This window comes from Ancylobacter dichloromethanicus, from assembly GCF_018390645.1.
Taxonomy (GTDB): domain Bacteria; phylum Pseudomonadota; class Alphaproteobacteria; order Rhizobiales; family Xanthobacteraceae; genus Ancylobacter; species Ancylobacter dichloromethanicus.
This window is the reverse complement of record NZ_JAHBGC010000004.1, coordinates 1-16,730: the sequence shown is the minus strand read 5'-3', so window position 1 is coordinate 16,730 and position 16,730 is coordinate 1. Positions and strand designations below refer to the sequence as shown.

The window sequence follows — 16,730 nt, the reverse complement described above, 5'->3', positions numbered from 1 at the left end:
CGTCAGCTCCGCGCCCGCGTTAATCTTTTCTTCGCCGCGAAGCCGCCATAGTCCGGGGAACAATCCGCAGCCGTAACGATTGCGGACCGGGAACGGGCCAATGGCGGTCGAACTGCGTCCATCGCAGGCTTTGCGTCTCCTGCACGAGCTGTCGCTCGCGCAGGTACGCGACGGCGCGCCCGACCTGAGCCCGCGCCAGCTTGCCATTCTGCTCAGCGTCTATCTGGAGGCACCGCCACACACGGTGCGCGGCCTCGCCGCCCGGCTCGGCGTCACCAAGCCGGTGATCACCCGCGCGCTCGACACGATGGGGCAGCTCGGCTTCGTCTCGCGCCGCCGTGACGAAGCGGATCGACGCAATGTCATTATCCAGCGTACGGTGGAAGGTGCGCTTTATGTGGAGCGGTTCGGCGACCTCGTCGTCGCCACCGCCAGGGCACTTCCCAGATGAACGCCGTTGCTCGTTGAACACCCACACCGATGAATTTGCCCCGATGAACGCGCTTCCCGCCGGTCTCGACGCCCGCCTCACCCCGGCCCGGCCGGACCTTGCCGCTCTGCATCTCCAGGGCGTGGTGACGGCCGAGCGTTTCGTCGCCGGGGAGCCCCACCGCGTCATCCGCCCCGCCGCGCCGGTGCGCGGCGAGCCCGACCCGCTGGCTCCGCTGGTGACGGAAACGCTGGCCGGCGAGGCGGTGACGGTGTTCGAGACCACGATGGAGGGCTGGGCCTGGGGCCAGCTCGACGCGGATTCGTATGTTGGCTGGCTCCCTGCCGAGGCGCTGGCGCCAGCGGGCCCGGCGCCGACCCACAAGGTCGTGGCGCTGCGCACGCCGGTGTTTCCCGGCCCCTCGATCAAGCTGCCACCGACCGGGCTTCTCTCCTTCGGCAGCCGCCTCGCCCTCACCGGCACGCGCGAGCGCTTCGCGGTGACGGTGGAGGGCGGCTTCGTCTTCGCCGGCCATCTGGCGCCGCTCGACACGTTCGAGGGTGATTTCGTGGACGTTGCCGGCCGCTTCCTCGGCGCCGCCTATCTCTGGGGCGGGCGCTCCAGCCTCGGGCTGGACTGCTCGGGTCTGGTGCAGGTCGCGCTGAATGCCTGCGGTATGGCCTGCCCGCGCGACACCGACATGCAGGAGAGCACGCTCGGCAACGCGGTCGCCTTCTCCGGCGATCTCGCTGAACTGCGGCGCGGCGACCTGCTCTATTGGCCCGGCCATGTCGGCATGGTCGCGGATGGCGCCACGCTGCTGCACGCCACCGCGCATTTCATGTCGGTGGTGCGCGAGCCGCTCGGCGCCGCGCTGGCCCGCATCGAGGCTTCAGGCACGCCACTGCGCACCGTGCGCCGTCTCTAGCCATTCGCCGCGACGAAGGCGTTCACCCGCGCCCGGTTCAACGCGAACCATTGCAGCGCGATCAGCACGAAGCCATTGGCAAAAGGGGCGGGAGAAGGCGCGGCAAGGCTCGCCAGCGCGTCCTCCACCAGCACCAGGAAGGGCCGCGTCAGCTCGGTCTCGCCCGGTTCCCCGGCCACGTCCGGCACCAGCGAGGAATCGACGAGGCCGAGATAGATTGTGGCGTATTCGTCGGTCACGCCGGGCGTCGGCAGGAAGCGGGCGATCGGCAGCAGCGCACGCGGCGCCACGCCGATCTCCTCGACGCATTCGCGCCGTGCCGCCGCGTCGGCGTCCTCGCCCGGATCGATCAGACCGGCGGCGATCTCGACCAGTTCGCCGGCGCCCGTCGCCAGTTGCGCGCCGAGGCGGAACTGGCGGATGAACACGAAGCAGCCTGCTTGCGGATCATGGGCCAGCACGCCCACCACCTCGCCCACCCGCAGGATGTCGCGCCGCTGGCGCAGCCGCGCGCCCCCGGCGCCCTCGAACGTCGCGGTGAAGCGGTGATAGGGGCGGAAGCCGGTGCCGACATCGTCGGGGCCGGTCAGTTCGAACGGGATCGAACGGTCGGCCAGTTCGCCGAACATTGCCCGTCCGCCCGTTGGAGGTCCACCAGCCGGGCGTCCACTCATGAAGCGTCCACCGCCGTCTCCATGTCGAAGGCCGCCGCGAACAAGGCGCGGGTGTAGTCGGTCTTCGGACGCGCGAACAGTTCAGTTGCCGGCCCCTCCTCCATCAGCACGCCGCCCTTCATCACCATCACCCGCGAGGCGAGTGCGGCGACGACGCGCAGGTCATGGCTGATGAACAGATAGGTCAGGCCGCGCTTCTGCTGCAGGTCACGCAGCAGGTCGACGATCTGCGCCTGCACGATCATGTCGAGCGCGCTGGTCGGCTCGTCCAGCACGATGAAGGACGGTTCCAGCACGATGGCGCGGGCGATGGCGACGCGCTGGCGCTGGCCGCCGGAGAATTCATGGGGGTAACGGTGGCGGGCCTCGGGATCGAGCCCGACATCGGTGAGCGCGGCAACCACGCGCGTCTCGCGTTCCTCCGCCGTGAGCTTTGGCTGATGGACGCGCAGCCCCTCGCCGATGATATCAGCCACCGACATGCGCGGGCTGAGCGAGCCGAACGGGTCCTGGAACACCACCTGCATCGCCCGGCGGCGGGAGCGCATCTGCCGGAAGCCGAGCGTGTCGATGGGATCGCCCATGAACACGATCGGCCCCTCGCTGGAGATGAGCCGCAGCAAAGCCAGGCCCAGCGTCGTCTTGCCCGAGCCGCTCTCGCCGACCACGCCGAGCGTCTCGCCGCGCCTTATCTCCACCGAGATGCCGTCCACCGCCTTGATGTGGCCGACCGTACGGCGCATCACCCCGGCCTTGATCGGGAACCAGACCTTGAGCCCCGAGGCCGCCAGCACCACCGGCGCCTCCGGGTGGGGCGAGGCCGGGTTGCCACGCGGCTGGGCGGCGATCAGCGCCTGGGTGTAGTCATGGCGGGGATTGGCGAACAGCTCCGCCACCGGCCGTTCCTCGACGATCTTGCCGCGGTTCATCACGCAGACCCGGTCGGCGATCCTGCGCACGATGCCGAGGTCGTGGGTGATGAACAGCATGGCCATGCCGAGCCGGCGCTGGAGGTCCTTCAGCAGAGCGAGGATCTGCGCCTGCACGGTGACGTCGAGCGCGGTGGTCGGCTCGTCGGCGATGAGAAGCTGCGGCTCGTTGGCGAGCGCCATAGCGATCATCACCCGCTGGCGCTGGCCGCCGGAGAGCTGGTGCGGGTAGGAGCCCAGCCGGGTCTCGGGCTCGGGAATACCGACCTCGGTGAGGAGTTCGATCACCCGCGCCCGCGCCGCCGGCCCACGCATGCCGCGATGCAGGAACAGGATTTCGGCGATCTGCTGCTCCACCGTATGCAGCGGATTGAGCGAACTCATCGGCTCCTGGAACACCATGGTGATGTCGTTGCCGCGCACCCGGCGGATGTTCCGCTCGTCCATGGCGAGCAGGTCCGCGCCCTTGAACAGCACCTCGCCCGAGGGATGGCTGGCGGCGGGGTATTGCAGCAGCTTGAGAATGGACAGCGCGGTGACCGACTTGCCCGAGCCGCTCTCGCCCACCAGCGCGACCGTCTCGCCGCGATGAACGTCGAACGACACCCTGTCGACCGCGAGCGTGCTGCGCCCGCCCTGGGCGAAGGCCACGGAGAGGTCGCGGACGGAAAGGAGGGGTTCGTCTTTCAATGGCGTTTCGCTCACTGGAAGGTCTTCCGGGGGTCGAAGGCGTCGCGCACCGCTTCGCCGACAAAGATGAGCAGGCTCAGCATGATCGCCACGGTGAAGAAGCCGGTGAGGCCGAGCCAGGGCGCCTGCACATTGGCCTTGCCCTGCGCCAGCAATTCGCCCAGCGAAGGCGACCCGGGCGGCAGGCCGAAGCCGAGGAAGTCCAGCGCCGTCAGCGTCATGACGGAAGAGGAGACGATGAAGGGCAGCATGGTCAGCGTCGCCACCATCGCGTTGGGCAGCATGTGCCGCCACATGATGACGCCGTTCGACACCCCCAGAGCCCGCGCCGCCTGTACATATTCGAAGTTGCGGGCGCGCAGGAACTCGGCGCGCACCAGCCCGACCAGCGACACCCAGGAAAACAGCAGCAGGATGCCGAGCAGCACCCAGAAGCCGGGAGCCAGGATCGACGAGATGATCAGCAGCAGATAGAGCGCCGGGATCGAGGTCCAGATCTCGATGAAGCGCTGGAAAATGAGGTCGGTCCAGCCGCCGAAATAGCCCTGCACCGCGCCCGCCGCGACGCCGATGATGGAGGAGATGACGGTCAGGATCAGACCGAACAGGACGGAGAGGCGGAAGCCGTAGATCAGCCGCGCCAGCACGTCGCGGCCCTGGTCGTCGGTGCCGAGCCAGTTCCATTCCAGCGCGTCGCAGCCCCCGGTGAGCCCGAGCCGCTCCACCACCGGCGCGCATTGCGCCTCGGTGAGCATCCAGGTCGGCGCCGAGGGCGCCGGGGTCGGCAGATCGAGATTATGGGTGGAGTAGGAGTAGCGGATCGGCGGCCACACCATCCAGCCGCCTTTCTCCTCGATCAGCTTCTGCAGGTAGGGGTCGCGATAATCCGCCTCGGTCTCGAAATCGCCGCCGAACGCGGTTTCGGGATAGGCGACCAGCCCGGGAAAGTAGTAGCCGCCGTCATATTCGACCAGGAACGGCTTGTCGTTGGCGATGAATTCCGCCCCGAGGCTCAGGACGAAGAGCACGGAGAAGATCCAGAAGCTCCACCAGCCGCGGCGGTTGCGCTTGAAATTGGTCCAGCGGCGCTGGTTCAGCGGCGACAGAAAGGGCCGGCGCGGCCTCTCGCTGGCGGGCGCCACGGCCGGCGCGGCGGTGCTTGCGGCGTCCATGCTCAGACGTCCCGCGTGTCGAAGTCGATGCGCGGATCGACCCAGGTATAGGTGAGGTCGGAGATGAGGTTCACCACCAGCCCGACCAGCGAGAAGATGTAGAGATTGGCGAACACCACCGGGTAGTCGCGGTTGAGCACGCTCTCGAAGCCGAGCAGGCCGAGACCGTCGAGCGAGAAGATGGTCTCGATCAGCAGCGAGCCGGAGAAGAAGGCGGCGACGAAGGCGCTGGGAAAGCCGGCGATGATAATCAGCATCGCGTTGCGGAAGACATGGCGGTAGAGCACCGCGCGTTCCGACAGTCCCTTCATCCGCGCCGTCACCACATATTGCTTGCGGATCTCGTCGAGGAACGAGTTCTTCGTCAGCAGCGCCATGGTGGCGAAGGCGCCGAGCACCATCGAGGTGATGGGCAGCGCAAGGTGCCAGAAATAGTCGAGGATCTTGGCGCCGAGCGAGAGCTGGTCGAAATTCTCCGAGGTCAGCCCGCGCAGCGGAAACCACGAGAAGAACGAACCACCGGCGAACAGGATGATCAGCAGGATGGCGAACAGGAAGCTCGGGATCGCGTAGCCGACGATGATGACCGCCGACGTCCACACATCGAAGCGCGAACCGTCGCGCACCGCCTTGGCGATGCCCAGCGGAATGGAGATGGTGTAGGTGATCAGCGTCATCCACAGGCCGAGCGAGATCGACACCGGCATCTTCTCGATGATCAGGTCGATGACCGAGACGTCGCGGAAATAGGAGCGCCCGAAATCGAAGCGGGCATAGTCCCACAGCATCTTCAGGAAACGCTCGGGCGCCGGTTTGTCGAAGCCGAACTGCTTTTCCAGATCCTTGATGAAGGCGGGGTCGAGCCCCTGCGCCCCGCGATATTTCGACGAGACCGGGTCGCCTCCCGGCGCGCTCTGCTGCATGCCGCCGAAATCGCCGCCGCTGCCGGAGATGCGGGCGGTGGCGGAGGAGCCCTGCCCGGTCAGTTCGGCGATCACCCGCTCGACCGGGCCGCCGGGCGCGAACTGCACCACCACGAAGGAAATCAGCATGATGCCGATCACGGTCGGCACCATCAGCGCGATGCGTCGGACGATATAGGCGAGCATACGATCGGGTTTCTCCGCCGGGACGCAAATCCCACGACGCACAGGGTGGAGGTAGGGCGTTAGCGCGTCAACTTAACGTCCGTTCATGCAGGCTTTACGCACCATGGCCTCACCCCGCCGATCGCGTGCGCGCCGACCAGATCTCCGGGATGGCGCGCGCATAGGTCGGGCGGGGGGACGAGGGCCAGCCGAATTCGTCCCAGAAGGCGATGCGGAACTCGGCGGAATACCATTGCGGCACCCAGTAGCGCCCCGCCCGCAGCCGCCTGTCGAGCACCCGGCAAGCGGTGCGCAACTGCGCACGCGTCGGCGCCGCGATCACCTCCTCGATCAGCAGGTCGACGACCGGATCGGCGATGCCGGACAGGTTGCTGGCGCCGGGCGTGTTCGCCGCGCTTGAACCGAAATAGTTGCGCAGCGACTCGCCGGGCACGGTGGACATGGAGAAGCGCCGCACCGTGGCGTCGAAGTCGAATTCGTTGAGCCGGCGCTGGTATTGCGGCGAGTCGACGAGGCGGAAACGGGCCTCGATGCCGAGCAGCTTGAGGTTCTTGATGAAGGGCGCGGTGTGGCGCTCCAGCCCGTTCTCGTCGTCGAGGAACTCGACGGTGAGCCCGTTGCCCTGCGGGTCCACCAGGCGGCCGCCCTTGATGACCCAGCCCGCCTCGCGCAGAAGCTGCGTGCCCCGGCGCAGCAGCGTCCGGTCCTGTCCCGAGCCGTCGGAGACCGGCGGCGACCAGGGCGGGGCCTTCAGCACCGCGATTTCCTCCGGCGTGAGCCGGTCACCGAGGCGCGCGATCAGCGCCACTTCGTCCGGCCCGGCCGGACCTTCCGCCTTGAGGTCGGAATTCTCGAAGAACGAGGTCGTGCGCCTGTAGGCGTCGTACATCAGGTTCTTGTTGGTCCACTCGAAATCGAAGGCGCAGGACAGCGCCTCGCGCACCCGCGGATCGACGAATTGCGGGCGGCGCAGATTGAGGAACCAGCCCTGCGCGCCCGAAGGCGTGCGGTCGGGCAGGATCTCGCGCTTGACCTTGCCTTCGTTAAGGGCGGGAAAGTCATAGCCGGTGGCCCAGGTGCGGGCGGTGAATTCCTGCCGGAACAGATAGGCCCGCGCCTTGAACGCCTCGAAGCCGACCTCGCGGTCGCGGAAATACTCGTAGCGCAGCACGTCGAAATTGTTGACGCCGACATTCACCGGCAGGTCGTTGCCCCAATAATCGGGGTCGCGGCGATATTCGATGAAGCGCCCCACCTCGAAATGCCCGACCCTGTAGGGGCCCGAGCCCAGCGGCGGCTCCAGCGAACTCGCGTCGAACGGGGTGGCGCTGTAATAGGCTTTGGAAAAGATCGGCAGCGAGGCGGCGAACAGCGGCACGTCGCGGGCGCGCTTCGGCGCGAAGCGGATGACGGCGATCTCCTCGCCCTCCGCCTCGGCGCTCTCCATGTCGCGCAAATTCTGCGCGATGACGGGGTGCCCCTTGCTCTTCAGCAAATTGAGCGAGAAGGCGACATCCTCGGCGGTGAGCTTGGAGCCGTCATGGAAGCGCGCCTGCGGGCGCAGGCGGAAGCGGTAGAGCGTGCCGTCTTCCGAAACCGAGACGCTCTCGGCCACCAGCCCGTAAATGGCGTCCGGCTCGTCGTCGGCGCGCGCCATCAGCGTGTCGAACAGAAGTTGGACGCCCTGCGCGCCATCGCCCTTCAGGACGTAGCCATTGAGCGAGTTGAAGGTCTGGAACGACTGGTTGAAGGCGGCTGTCGGGCCGATCTGCGAGAAGGTGCCGCCCTGGAGCGCGTCCGGGTCGACATAGTCGAAATGGGCGAAATCGGCGGGGTATTTCAGCTCGCCGAATACCGAGAGCCCGTGCCGCGCCGGCCCGAAGCCGGGCGCGACGGCGGCCGGGGCAGCCGCTGTTTCCTGGGCCACGGCCCGGCCGCCGAGCCATGGCAGGAACGAGGCGCCGGCGGCAAGGGTGAGAAGGGCGCGGCGGGAAAGCGGCGCCGGCAAAAACCGGCGGCCTCCTTCGAGACGGCCGCCGATGGCGGCCTCCTCAGGATGACGGGTCATGATCGGTGGCTTTCCACTCATGCCCGGGCCCCCCTCATGCTTCCGGCCTCCGTCATGCTGATGTGCCCGGGCGCCGCCCGGGCCTCGAAGCACGCAGGGCCCCGTCCCCGCGCCGCTCACCGTGCCGCTCCGGTCCTGGCCGCCTTTTCCGCGTCCCACCACCAGATGTCGGGGAAGCCGAAGGAATATTCCGGCAGCGTCTCGGGATGACTGAAGCGGTTCCAGCGCGCGGTGCGGGTGTTGGGATAGTTCCACGCCGGCACCACATAGTCATGCGCCAGCAGCACCCGGTCGAGCGCATGGGTGGCGGCGACCAGCTCGGCGCGGTCCTTGGCGTAGATCACCTTCTCGATCAGCGCGTCGACGCCGGGATCCTTGATGCCGGCATAATTGTTCGAGCCCTCACGGTCAGCGGCACTGGAGCCCCAGAAATCGCGCTGCTCATTGCCGGGCGAGAGCGACTGGCCCCAGCCGGAGATGATCATGTCGTAGTCGCGGGCGCGCAGCCGGTTGATATACTGGGACGTATCGACCTGCCGGACACTCACGGTGATGCCGAGACGTTCGAGCGAAGGCTTGTAGAACAGCGCCACACGCTCGAAGGCAGGATTGGCCAGCAGTATCTCGATGGTGAAGGGCTCGCCCTTGGCATCCACCAGCTTGCCGCCCTTCACCTCGTAGCCCGCCTCGCGCAGCAGCTTGGCCGCCTCGCGCAGGTTGGAGCGGCGAACGCCCTCGCTGCCCGATGGCGGGTTCTCAAAGGGCTTGGTGAACACGCTTGCCGGCACCTCGCCCTTCACGCTTTCCAGAATCGCCAGTTCCTGCCCCTGCGGCAGACCGGATGAGGCGAGTTCCGTGTTCTGGAAGAAGCTGGAGGTCCGCTTGTACTGGCCGAAGAACAGCGTACGGTTCATGCCCTCGAAGTCCAGCGCGTAGTTGAGCGCCCGGCGCACCCGCTGGTCCTGGAACTTCTCGCGCCGCAGATTGGGAATAAACGCCTGCATCGCACCCGAGGCGCGGTCGGGAAACTCCTCGAGGATGACCTTGCCTTCCTTCACCGCCGGGAAATTATAGGCGGTGGCCCAGTCCTTGGCCGAGGACTCGACGCGAAAGTCGTACTGGTCGCCCTTGAACGCCTCCAGTTCCACCGTCGAGTCGCGGAAATACTCGTAACGCTGCTCGTCGAAATTGTTGGTGCCGATGTTCACCGGCAGGTCCTTGCCCCAATAGTCCGGCACCCGCTCGAACGAGATGGAGCGGCCGGGCTGGACCTGCTTGACCTTGTAGGGACCGGAACCGAGCGGCGCTTCCAGCGTGCCCTGGCTGATGTCGCGCGGCTTGCCGTCAGGCCCGTTGGCCGTCCACCAGTGCTTGGGCATGATGCGGATCTGCCCGACGATCTGCGGCAGTTCGCGGTTGCCGGCCTGGTCGAAGGTGAAGGTCACCTCGCGCTCGCCGGTCTTCTCCGCCCTGGCGACGTGGCTATAGTAATAGGCCTGACGGGGGCTGTTCTTGGTCAACTGCTCGAACGACCACACAACATCGTCGGCGGTGATCGGCTGGCCGTCGTGCCACTTCGCCTCCGGCCGCAGCCGGTAGGTGACGGAAGAGAAATCGGCGGGGTAGCGCACGCTCTCGGCGATCAGCCCGTATTCCGTCGCCACCTCGTCATAGGCCGGGCTCATCAGCGTGTCATAGATGAGCTGGAGTCCGGCCGCCGGCGTGCCGCGCGGGATGATGTCGTTCAGCGAATCGAAGGTGCCATCAACCGCGAGCCGCAGCAGGCCGGCCTTCGGCGCGTCCGGGTTCACATAGTCGAAGCGCTTGAAGTCGGCGGAGTACTTCGGCTCGCCCATCAGCGAGAGCCCGTGCCGCCATTCGCCCGCACCCGCCGGCGCCGCCGCAACGGCGGTGGGGGGCGCCTCCTGCGCCATCGCCGGGCCGAGCAGCCCTAGGCCCAGCAGACCCAAGCCGAGCGCGGCGGCGACCAGGGACCGGGCCATCGCGTCGCTCAGAGCCGGCGGGCGCCAGCCGGGAGCGGCGGGGCGGACGGAGCGGCGGAAGCGGATCATGCGCATCATCCCTCTGGCACGTCGTCTGGCGGAGCGGCCACATGCGCGGCCCCTCATGACGATTATGAACATTGGCGGCGAATAGAAGGGGCAGTCCGGAAAAGAATAAGGCCGGCGACGCAAAGCGCCGCCGGCCTGACGTGATCGTGAAAGTGGCGCCCCGCAGGGCGCGCACCTCAGGGCGTGGCGGGCGCGGGCTCGGCCGGAGCCGGTTCCGCCGGAGCGGGCGTGGCGGGAGCCTCAGGCGCGGCCGGTTCGGCAGCGGCGGGAGCCTCAGGCGCAGGCTCCGCCGGGGCGGGCGCGGCCGGGGCCGTATCTGCGGGGGCCGGCGCCGCCGGCTCGGCAGCGGCGGGAGCCTCGGGGGCAGGAGCCTCGGGGGCCGGGGTGGCGGAGTCCGGCGCGGCGGAGCCGGCAGCCGGCGGCGTGTTGCCACCCGGCTCGCCCGAAGCGGGAGCCACCGGCGCGGGCTCGGCCGAAGCCGGCGTCGCCGCCTCGTCCGGCTGGGGCAGCGGCAGGGGATTGTGCGACAGCGTGTTCAGATAGGCGATCAGGTCGGCGCGGTCGGTTTCCTTGGCGATGCCGGCAAAGCCCATCGCCGTGCCGGGAATGTCCGCCTTCGGGTTCTTGATGAACTCGTTGAGGTTCTCGAAGGTCCAGTCGCCGCCATGTTCCTTCAGCGCCGCCGAATAGGCGAAGCCCTCGACGCTGGCGATCGGGCGACCGACGACGGCGTAAAGATCCGGCCCGACCTTGGCGCCGGCGCCTTCCACGAAATTATGGCAGGCGGCGCACTTCTTGGCCTGGGCCGCGCCCTTCTCGGGGCTGGCGGCCGCCAGCAATTGAGCGATCGGCACATCGGCGGGAGCCGCCGCCTGGGCTTCGCCGGCCGAACCCTCCTGGACGGCGATCTCGAAACCCGGCTTCTCCGGCGCATGGCTGGAGAACAGGATATCGGCGAACACGTTCAGACCGAGCGTCAACGTCAGCACGCCCAGGACCGCACCAGCAACCTTGTTCAGCTCGAAGCTGTCCATCGAAATATTCGCTCCCTCACCCGGCACGACGACCATCCGGCTGGCCTGCCGATACCCCGCGCGCAATGTATCAGCGCTCGCATATGACCGCCAATGGCGGCGGGAACTAATCATTTTGACGGTTGGCGTGCAACCCGTATAAGCACCGCGCGGTGCTACGTTTCGCCACCCTGAGAGGGGCGCCCGGCGCCGCATAGGACGATGACAAGGCACCGAAATGTCCTCCCAGGACACACTTATTCTTATTCCAGCCCGCATGGCCTCGACCCGGCTGCCGGGAAAGCCGCTCGCCGACCTCGGCGGCCGTCCGATGATCGTCGAGGTGGCGCGGCGTTCCGCCGCGGCAGGCATCGGCCGGGTGGTGGTGGCCACCGACGATGACGGCGTGCGCGCGGCGGTGGCGGCGGCCGGATTCGGCGTGGTGATGACCCGTTCCGACCACGCGTCCGGCTCCGACCGAATCTTCGAGGCGCTCGGCCATATCGACCCGGAGCGCCGGGCGACCCGCGTCGTCAACGTGCAGGGCGACCTGCCGACCCTCGACCCAGCGCTGATCCGCGCCGCCCTCGATCTGCTCGACGACACGGCGGTCGACATCGGCACGCTGGCGGCCGAGATCACCAACCCGGCCGAGCGCACCAGCCCCCATGTGGTGAAGGCGGTCGGCAGCCCGCTCTCCCCGCAGCGCCTGCGCGCGCTCTATTTCACCCGCGCCACCGCACCTTATGGCGAGGGCCCGCTGTTCCATCATATCGGCCTCTATGCCTATCGCCGCGCGGCGCTGGAGCGCTTCGTCGCCCTGCCGCCCTCGCCGCTGGAGCAACGCGAGAAGCTGGAGCAGTTGCGCGCGCTGGAGGCGGGCATGCGCATCGACGTCGCCCTCGTCGACACCGTCCCGCTCGGCGTCGACACGCCGGAGGACCTGGAGAGGGCGCGCATCATGCTCGCCGAACAAAACGCAGACGAGGAAGCCACGCAGATGCCAGCCGCCGCGCACGAATCGGGGACGCTCTCATGACCCGCCGCACCATCGTCTTCCAGGGCGAGCCGGGCGCGAACTCGCACATCGCCTGCCGCGACGTCTATCCCGACCACGAGGCGGTGCCCTGCGCCACCTTCGAGGACGCCTTCGCCGCCTTGCAGAACGGCGAGGCCGATCTCGGCATGATCCCGATCGAGAACTCGGTCGCCGGCCGGGTGGCGGACATCCATCATCTCATGCCGACTTCCGGCCTCACCATCGTCGGCGAGTTCTTCCTGCCGCTCTCGCACCAGCTCATGGTGACGAAGGGCGCTTCGCTGGCGACGGTGAAGACGGTGGAGAGCCATGTCATGGCGCTGGGCCAGTGCCGCAACATCATCCGCAAGCTGGGGCTGAAGGCGGTGGTCGGCGCCGACACCGCCGGCTCGGCCCGGCTGGTGGCCGAGGCACGGGACGAGGCCCGCGCCGCCATCGCCTCGCGCCTCGCCGCCGAGATCTACGGCCTCGACATCATCGCCGAGAACATCGAGGACGAGGCCCACAACACCACCCGCTTTGTCATCCTGGCCAAGGATGGGGAATGGGCGCCGGCCAATAACGGCCCGACCGTCACCACCTTCGTGTTCCGGGTGCGCAACGTGCCCGCCGCGCTGTACAAGGCGATGGGCGGTTTCGCCACCAATGGCGTCAACATGACCAAGCTGGAATCCTACCAGCTCGACGGCGAATTCTTCGCCACCCAGTTCTACGCCGATGTCGACGGCCACCCGGACGATCCTGCCCTCAAGCTGGCGCTGGAGGAACTCTCCTTCTTCTCCAAGGAGGTGCGCATTCTCGGCGTCTATCCCGCGCACCCCTACCGCATCGCGCTACGCGCCTAGGAGGCGGGGCCGCCCCCGAGAGCGCCGCGTCCGCCGCCGACCGGCGCCCTTCGCGTCGCCCTGAAGGGCATCGGCTGAAACAGTTCGGCACCTATGCAGTTGAATTTATTACATTTATAATCTGCAATTTCCCTCGCATTTGATCAATCCCGCTGTGGAATTGGCCCTGCTCCCTGCCTATTGTCGCCGCGACGAATGAAGGCGATGAGGTCGATGGTGCGGAAATTCTCGCGGATACGGGTTCTGGCGGCCGGGCTGATGGCGGTGGCGGGCCTTGCGGCCGGCATGCCCGCCGCGACGGCCGAGCAGGCGCCCCAGCGCATCCTGGCAATCGGCGGTGCCGTGACCGAGACGCTCTATGCCCTCGGGCTGGAGGACCAGGTGGTCGCGGTCGACACGTCGAGCACCTATCCGCCCCGCGCCTTGGCCGAGAAGCCCAATGTCGGCTACATCCGCGCCCTCTCGCCCGAGGGCGTGCTCTCGGTGGGGCCGGATCTCATCATCGCGCTCGACGGCGCCGGGCCGCCGGACGCGGTCAAGGTGCTCAAAAGCGCCGCCATTCCGTTCGAAACCCTGCCGGAGGCACGGGACGAGGCCGCCATCATCGCCAATATAAGGCGTATCGCCACGCTTGCCGGAGTGCCACAGCGCGGCGAGGAACTGGCGACGGCGGTGGCCGACGATTTCAAGGCGCTGGCGCAGGTGCGGGCGCGGATCGCCGCGCCGCGCAGCATCGTGTTCGTGCTGTCCGCCTCCGGCGCCGCGCCGGTGGTCGGCGGTGCCGGCACCAGCGCGCAGGCCATGTTCGAACTCGCCGGCGTCAGCAACGCCATGGCGGCGCTCTCCGGCTACAAGCCGGCGGTGGGCGAGGCGGTGCTGGCCGCCGACCCCTATGCCATCGTGCTGATGAAGGACCAGAACCACGGCGTTTCCGACGCGGCGATCAAGGCCATGCCCGCCTTTGCCGGCAGCCAGGCGATGGCCGAGGACCGGTTCTTCCGCATGGATGGCGGCTATCTCCTGAACTTCGGGCCACGCACGCCGCAGGCGGCCCGCGATCTCGCCGCGCTGATCTATCCCGAACTCGACCTGCCGGCGATGCCGGAGCATGCCTGGACCACGGACCAGCCCGGCGTCGAGCCGCCCGCTGCCGCCCGGCCATGAGCGTGGCCGCGCCCGCCGCGACGGGACATTACGGCCGCCGGCCGCGCCGCGCGCCTCTCGCCCTCGGCCTGTGCGCCGCGCTGGTTGTTCTCGCCTTTCTGGCCTCGCTGGCCATCGGGCCGGTAACCATCGCCCCCGGCCGGATCCTGGACATCATAGGCGCGGCGCTGCGCGGTGAGCGGGCGACGGGCGCGGCGCTGCGCGAGGCGGTGATCGTGCTCGACGTGCGCCTGCCGCGCACCCTGCTCGGCCTGCTGGTCGGCGGCGGCATCGCGCTGGCCGGGGCGGTGACGCAGGGCATCTTCCGCAACCCGCTGGCCGATCCAGGCCTGGTCGGCATCTCCAACGGCGCGGCGCTGGCAGCGGCGGTGTGGATCGTCGCCGGCAGCCACCTCGCCTTCTATGTGCCACCGGCCCTGATGGATGTCGGCCTGCCGGTCATGGCGTTTTGCGGCGCGCTCATCGCCACGGTGGCGCTCTACGCCATCTCCACCCATGAGGGGCGGACCTCGGTCGTCACCATGCTGTTCGCCGGCATCGCCATCGCCGCGCTGGCCGCCGCCGGCACCGGGCTGACCGTCTTCGTCGCCTCCGACCAGCAGTTGCGCGATTTCACCTTCTGGTCGTTCGGCTCGCTCGGCGGCGCCACCTGGCAGAAGGTGGCGGCGGCGCTGCCCTTCATGGTGCTGCTGGGGCTGATCTGCACCCGGCTCGCCCGCGCGCTCGACGCGCTGGCGCTCGGCGAGGCGGAGGCGTTCCATGTCGGCATCGACGTGCAGCGGGCGAAATGGCTGGCCATTCTCGGCATCGCCGCCGGTGCCGGCGCTTCGGTGGCGGTGGCCGGGGTGATCGGCTTCGTCGGGCTGGTCGTGCCGCACCTTATCCGGCTGATGATCGGGCCCGGCCACCGGCTGCTGCTGCCCTGCGCCGCGCTGCTCGGCGGCGCGCTGTTGCTCGGCGCCGATGTAGTGGCGCGCACCATCGTCAGCCCGGCCGAACTGCCGCTGGGCGTCGTCACCGCAGGCTTCGGCGCGCCGTTCTTCCTGTGGCTGCTGCTGCGCCGGCGCGCGGCACTGATGGGGTGAGCCGATGTATTGCGCACACGACATCGGCTTTTCCGCCGGCGGCCGCGCTCTGCTCGACGGCGCGTCCGTCGAGGTGTTGCCGGGCCGCGTCACCGTGCTCATCGGGCCCAATGGCGCTGGCAAGTCGACACTCTTCAAGGTGCTGGCGGGCGAGCGGCGGGCGCAGCGCGGGCAGGTGACGCTTGCCGGCGCCGACCTTGCCGGGCTGAAGCCGGCGCGCCTGGCGCGGCTGCGGGCGGTGCTGCCGCAGAGCGTGCATGTCGCCTTCGCCTTCACGGTGGAGGAAGTCGCGGGCATCGGCGCCAAGCCGGGGCGCGACACCGCCGCGCCCATTCGCCGGGCGCTGGCCCGGGTCGAGCTCGCCGGGCTGGCGGGCGAGAACTACGAGCATCTCTCGGGCGGCGAGAAGCAGCGCGTGCAGCTTGCCCGCGCGCTGGTGCAGCTGGAGGGCGGCGAGGGCCCCGGCTACCTGCTGCTCGACGAGCCGACCGCCAGCCTCGATCTCGCCCAGCAATTGCTGGTGCTGGCCCTGGTGCGGGAACTGGCGGGGGAAGGCGTCGGCGTGCTTGCCGTGCTGCACGACCTCAACCTCGCCGCCATGGTGGCCGACGAGATCGTGGCGCTGAAGCAGGGCCGCGTCGCCGCCCGCGGCACGCCGGGCGAGGTGCTGACCGACGCGCGCATCGCCGAGCTCTACGGCGTGTCGGCGCGGATCGGCTGGGCGCCGGCGACACCGTTCCTTTTGCCGCAGGCGGCCTCACGCTGAAGGAGGCCGGGATAAAAGGACAACGCCCCGCCCCGGCCGTGGCGACCTGGGCGGGGACTTGGCTTGCTGGGCAGGGACTTGCCTTGCTGGGCAGGGACTTGCCTTGCTGGGCAGCGACTTGGCTTGCGGCGCTCAGCGCATCTCCTGGCCGATCAGCGTCTCGACATGCTCGAAGGCAGCGGTCGCGGCCGCCTCGATGCGCGCCTCTTCCTCGTCGGTCAGCTCGACCTCGTTGAGCGCGGCGGTGAACCGGCGCCAGTGCAGGGCACGACCTTCGGGATGGCCGGCGAGATGGCGCGCGCCATGTTCGGCGGTAAAGCCGATCTTCACCGCCTCCTTGGCGAGGATAGCCGCGCCCATGTTGGAGCCCTCGACCACATAGAGCCAGCCAAGCGCCTCGGCCCGCTCCAGCGTCGGCCCAGGCGCGGCGTCCGGCGGCGTCAGGCCGAGATCGGCGAAGTCCTGCTCCAGCGCCGCGAGGCGGGAGCGCTCCGCGAGATCCGGCAGCAGTTCCTGGAGCGCCGCGTCGGCATAGAGCGTCTCGACCCGACGGTGCAGATGGTACTGGAAGCGCAGGAAGCGCTCGTAATTGGCGCGCCCGGCAAAGGGGGCCGCGTGCATCACACCTGAATCCACGCGCTCATGCGCGGCGGTAGAAGCGGCCTTCAGGCGCTTGGCGCGGTTCGGCGCCTCCACATCCGTGGCGATCGACATATCGTGCTCCTCTCATCCCGCCATGCACCGGC

At 68.7% G+C, this 16,730-nt stretch carries 15 protein-coding genes; 7 read left to right on the top strand and 8 right to left on the bottom strand.

The window, feature by feature from the left end:
* Nucleotides 1-100: 100 nt before the first annotated feature.
* On the top strand, nucleotides 101-451 hold the full coding sequence (locus KHC23_RS00295) for a MarR family transcriptional regulator (protein ID WP_213368155.1): 351 nt from the start codon (nucleotides 101-103) through the stop codon (nucleotides 449-451).
* 43 nt (nucleotides 452-494) lie between these two features.
* Nucleotides 495-1,358, top strand: coding sequence for a C40 family peptidase (locus KHC23_RS00290; RefSeq protein ID WP_213368153.1), 864 nt, complete (start codon nucleotides 495-497; stop codon nucleotides 1,356-1,358).
* Here KHC23_RS00290 and KHC23_RS00285 read toward each other — a convergent pair.
* The 7 genes from KHC23_RS00285 to KHC23_RS00255 form a co-directional block, all read right to left on the bottom strand.
* Complete coding sequence (locus tag KHC23_RS00285; protein ID WP_246543935.1) at nucleotides 1,355-1,987, bottom strand: NUDIX domain-containing protein; 633 nt, start codon at nucleotides 1,985-1,987, stop codon at nucleotides 1,355-1,357. The genes KHC23_RS00290 and KHC23_RS00285 overlap by 4 nt on opposite strands.
* A gap of 41 nt (nucleotides 1,988-2,028) precedes the next feature.
* Complete coding sequence (locus KHC23_RS00280; RefSeq protein WP_213368149.1) at nucleotides 2,029-3,666, bottom strand: ABC transporter ATP-binding protein; 1,638 nt, start codon at nucleotides 3,664-3,666, stop codon at nucleotides 2,029-2,031.
* Nucleotides 3,663-4,823: an ABC transporter permease gene (locus KHC23_RS00275; protein ID WP_213368147.1), complete on the bottom strand. Its 1,161-nt coding sequence runs from the start codon at nucleotides 4,821-4,823 to the stop codon at nucleotides 3,663-3,665. The genes KHC23_RS00280 and KHC23_RS00275 overlap by 4 nt, the downstream gene beginning before the upstream one ends.
* A 2-nt stretch (nucleotides 4,824-4,825) precedes the next feature.
* Complete coding sequence (locus KHC23_RS00270) at nucleotides 4,826-5,932, bottom strand: microcin C ABC transporter permease YejB (protein ID WP_213368145.1); 1,107 nt, start codon at nucleotides 5,930-5,932, stop codon at nucleotides 4,826-4,828.
* A gap of 109 nt (nucleotides 5,933-6,041) precedes the next feature.
* The gene (locus KHC23_RS00265; RefSeq protein ID WP_213368143.1) at nucleotides 6,042-8,000 is read right to left on the bottom strand and encodes an extracellular solute-binding protein; all 1,959 of its coding nucleotides are present in this window, start codon (nucleotides 7,998-8,000) and stop codon (nucleotides 6,042-6,044) included.
* Between the two features lie 116 nt (nucleotides 8,001-8,116).
* Complete coding sequence (locus KHC23_RS00260) at nucleotides 8,117-10,003, bottom strand: extracellular solute-binding protein (protein WP_213369026.1); 1,887 nt, start codon at nucleotides 10,001-10,003, stop codon at nucleotides 8,117-8,119.
* A 245-nt stretch (nucleotides 10,004-10,248) separates the two neighbouring features.
* Nucleotides 10,249-11,106: a c-type cytochrome gene (locus tag KHC23_RS00255; RefSeq protein WP_213368141.1), complete on the bottom strand. Its 858-nt coding sequence runs from the start codon at nucleotides 11,104-11,106 to the stop codon at nucleotides 10,249-10,251.
* A gap of 217 nt (nucleotides 11,107-11,323) precedes the next feature.
* On the opposite strand from KHC23_RS00255, the gene KHC23_RS00250 reads away from it, so the two are divergent.
* From KHC23_RS00250 to KHC23_RS00230, 5 genes are all read left to right on the top strand, one after another.
* A complete protein-coding gene (locus KHC23_RS00250) occupies nucleotides 11,324-12,124 on the top strand; it encodes a 3-deoxy-manno-octulosonate cytidylyltransferase (protein ID WP_213368139.1) in 801 nt (266 codons plus the stop codon).
* Nucleotides 12,121-12,969 carry a prephenate dehydratase gene (locus KHC23_RS00245; protein ID WP_213368137.1) on the top strand — a complete coding sequence of 283 codons (849 nt, stop codon included), beginning with the start codon at nucleotides 12,121-12,123 and terminating at the stop codon, nucleotides 12,967-12,969. Before KHC23_RS00250 ends, KHC23_RS00245 begins: the two co-directional genes overlap by 4 nt.
* A 213-nt stretch (nucleotides 12,970-13,182) precedes the next feature.
* Nucleotides 13,183-14,133, top strand: coding sequence for a heme/hemin ABC transporter substrate-binding protein (locus KHC23_RS00240; RefSeq protein WP_213368135.1), 951 nt, complete (start codon nucleotides 13,183-13,185; stop codon nucleotides 14,131-14,133).
* 2 nt (nucleotides 14,134-14,135) lie between these two features.
* Nucleotides 14,136-15,218: a FecCD family ABC transporter permease gene (locus tag KHC23_RS00235; protein WP_373878538.1), complete on the top strand. Its 1,083-nt coding sequence runs from the start codon at nucleotides 14,136-14,138 to the stop codon at nucleotides 15,216-15,218.
* A 4-nt stretch (nucleotides 15,219-15,222) separates the two neighbouring features.
* Entirely contained in the window at nucleotides 15,223-15,984 is a 762-nt protein-coding gene (locus KHC23_RS00230) for a heme ABC transporter ATP-binding protein (protein WP_213368131.1), read from the top strand.
* 132 nt (nucleotides 15,985-16,116) lie between these two features.
* Here the strand turns inward: KHC23_RS00230 and KHC23_RS00225 are convergent, their stop codons facing one another.
* On the bottom strand, nucleotides 16,117-16,698 hold the full coding sequence (locus KHC23_RS00225; RefSeq protein ID WP_213368129.1) for a biliverdin-producing heme oxygenase: 582 nt from the start codon (nucleotides 16,696-16,698) through the stop codon (nucleotides 16,117-16,119).
* Nucleotides 16,699-16,730: the final 32 nt, after the last annotated feature.

Excerpts from the sequence above, each read along its gene's own strand:
- KHC23_RS00295 (WP_213368155.1), top strand. The coding sequence starts at position 101 with ATGGCGGTCGAACTGCGTCCATCGCAGGCTTTGCGTCTCCTGCACGAG.
- KHC23_RS00290 (WP_213368153.1), top strand. The coding sequence starts at position 495 with ATGAACGCGCTTCCCGCCGGTCTCGACGCCCGCCTCACCCCGGCCCGG.
- KHC23_RS00285 (WP_246543935.1), bottom strand. The coding sequence starts at position 1,987 with ATGTTCGGCGAACTGGCCGACCGTTCGATCCCGTTCGAACTGACCGGC.
- KHC23_RS00275 (WP_213368147.1), bottom strand. The coding sequence starts at position 4,823 with ATGGACGCCGCAAGCACCGCCGCGCCGGCCGTGGCGCCCGCCAGCGAG.
- KHC23_RS00270 (WP_213368145.1), bottom strand. The coding sequence starts at position 5,932 with ATGCTCGCCTATATCGTCCGACGCATCGCGCTGATGGTGCCGACCGTG.
- KHC23_RS00265 (WP_213368143.1), bottom strand. The coding sequence starts at position 8,000 with ATGACCCGTCATCCTGAGGAGGCCGCCATCGGCGGCCGTCTCGAAGGA.
- KHC23_RS00260 (WP_213369026.1), bottom strand. The coding sequence starts at position 10,003 with ATGGCCCGGTCCCTGGTCGCCGCCGCGCTCGGCTTGGGTCTGCTGGGC.
- KHC23_RS00255 (WP_213368141.1), bottom strand. The coding sequence starts at position 11,106 with ATGGACAGCTTCGAGCTGAACAAGGTTGCTGGTGCGGTCCTGGGCGTG.
- KHC23_RS00250 (WP_213368139.1), top strand. The coding sequence starts at position 11,324 with ATGTCCTCCCAGGACACACTTATTCTTATTCCAGCCCGCATGGCCTCG.
- KHC23_RS00245 (WP_213368137.1), top strand. The coding sequence starts at position 12,121 with ATGACCCGCCGCACCATCGTCTTCCAGGGCGAGCCGGGCGCGAACTCG.
- KHC23_RS00240 (WP_213368135.1), top strand. The coding sequence starts at position 13,183 with ATGGTGCGGAAATTCTCGCGGATACGGGTTCTGGCGGCCGGGCTGATG.
- KHC23_RS00230 (WP_213368131.1), top strand. The coding sequence starts at position 15,223 with ATGTATTGCGCACACGACATCGGCTTTTCCGCCGGCGGCCGCGCTCTG.
- KHC23_RS00225 (WP_213368129.1), bottom strand. The coding sequence starts at position 16,698 with ATGTCGATCGCCACGGATGTGGAGGCGCCGAACCGCGCCAAGCGCCTG.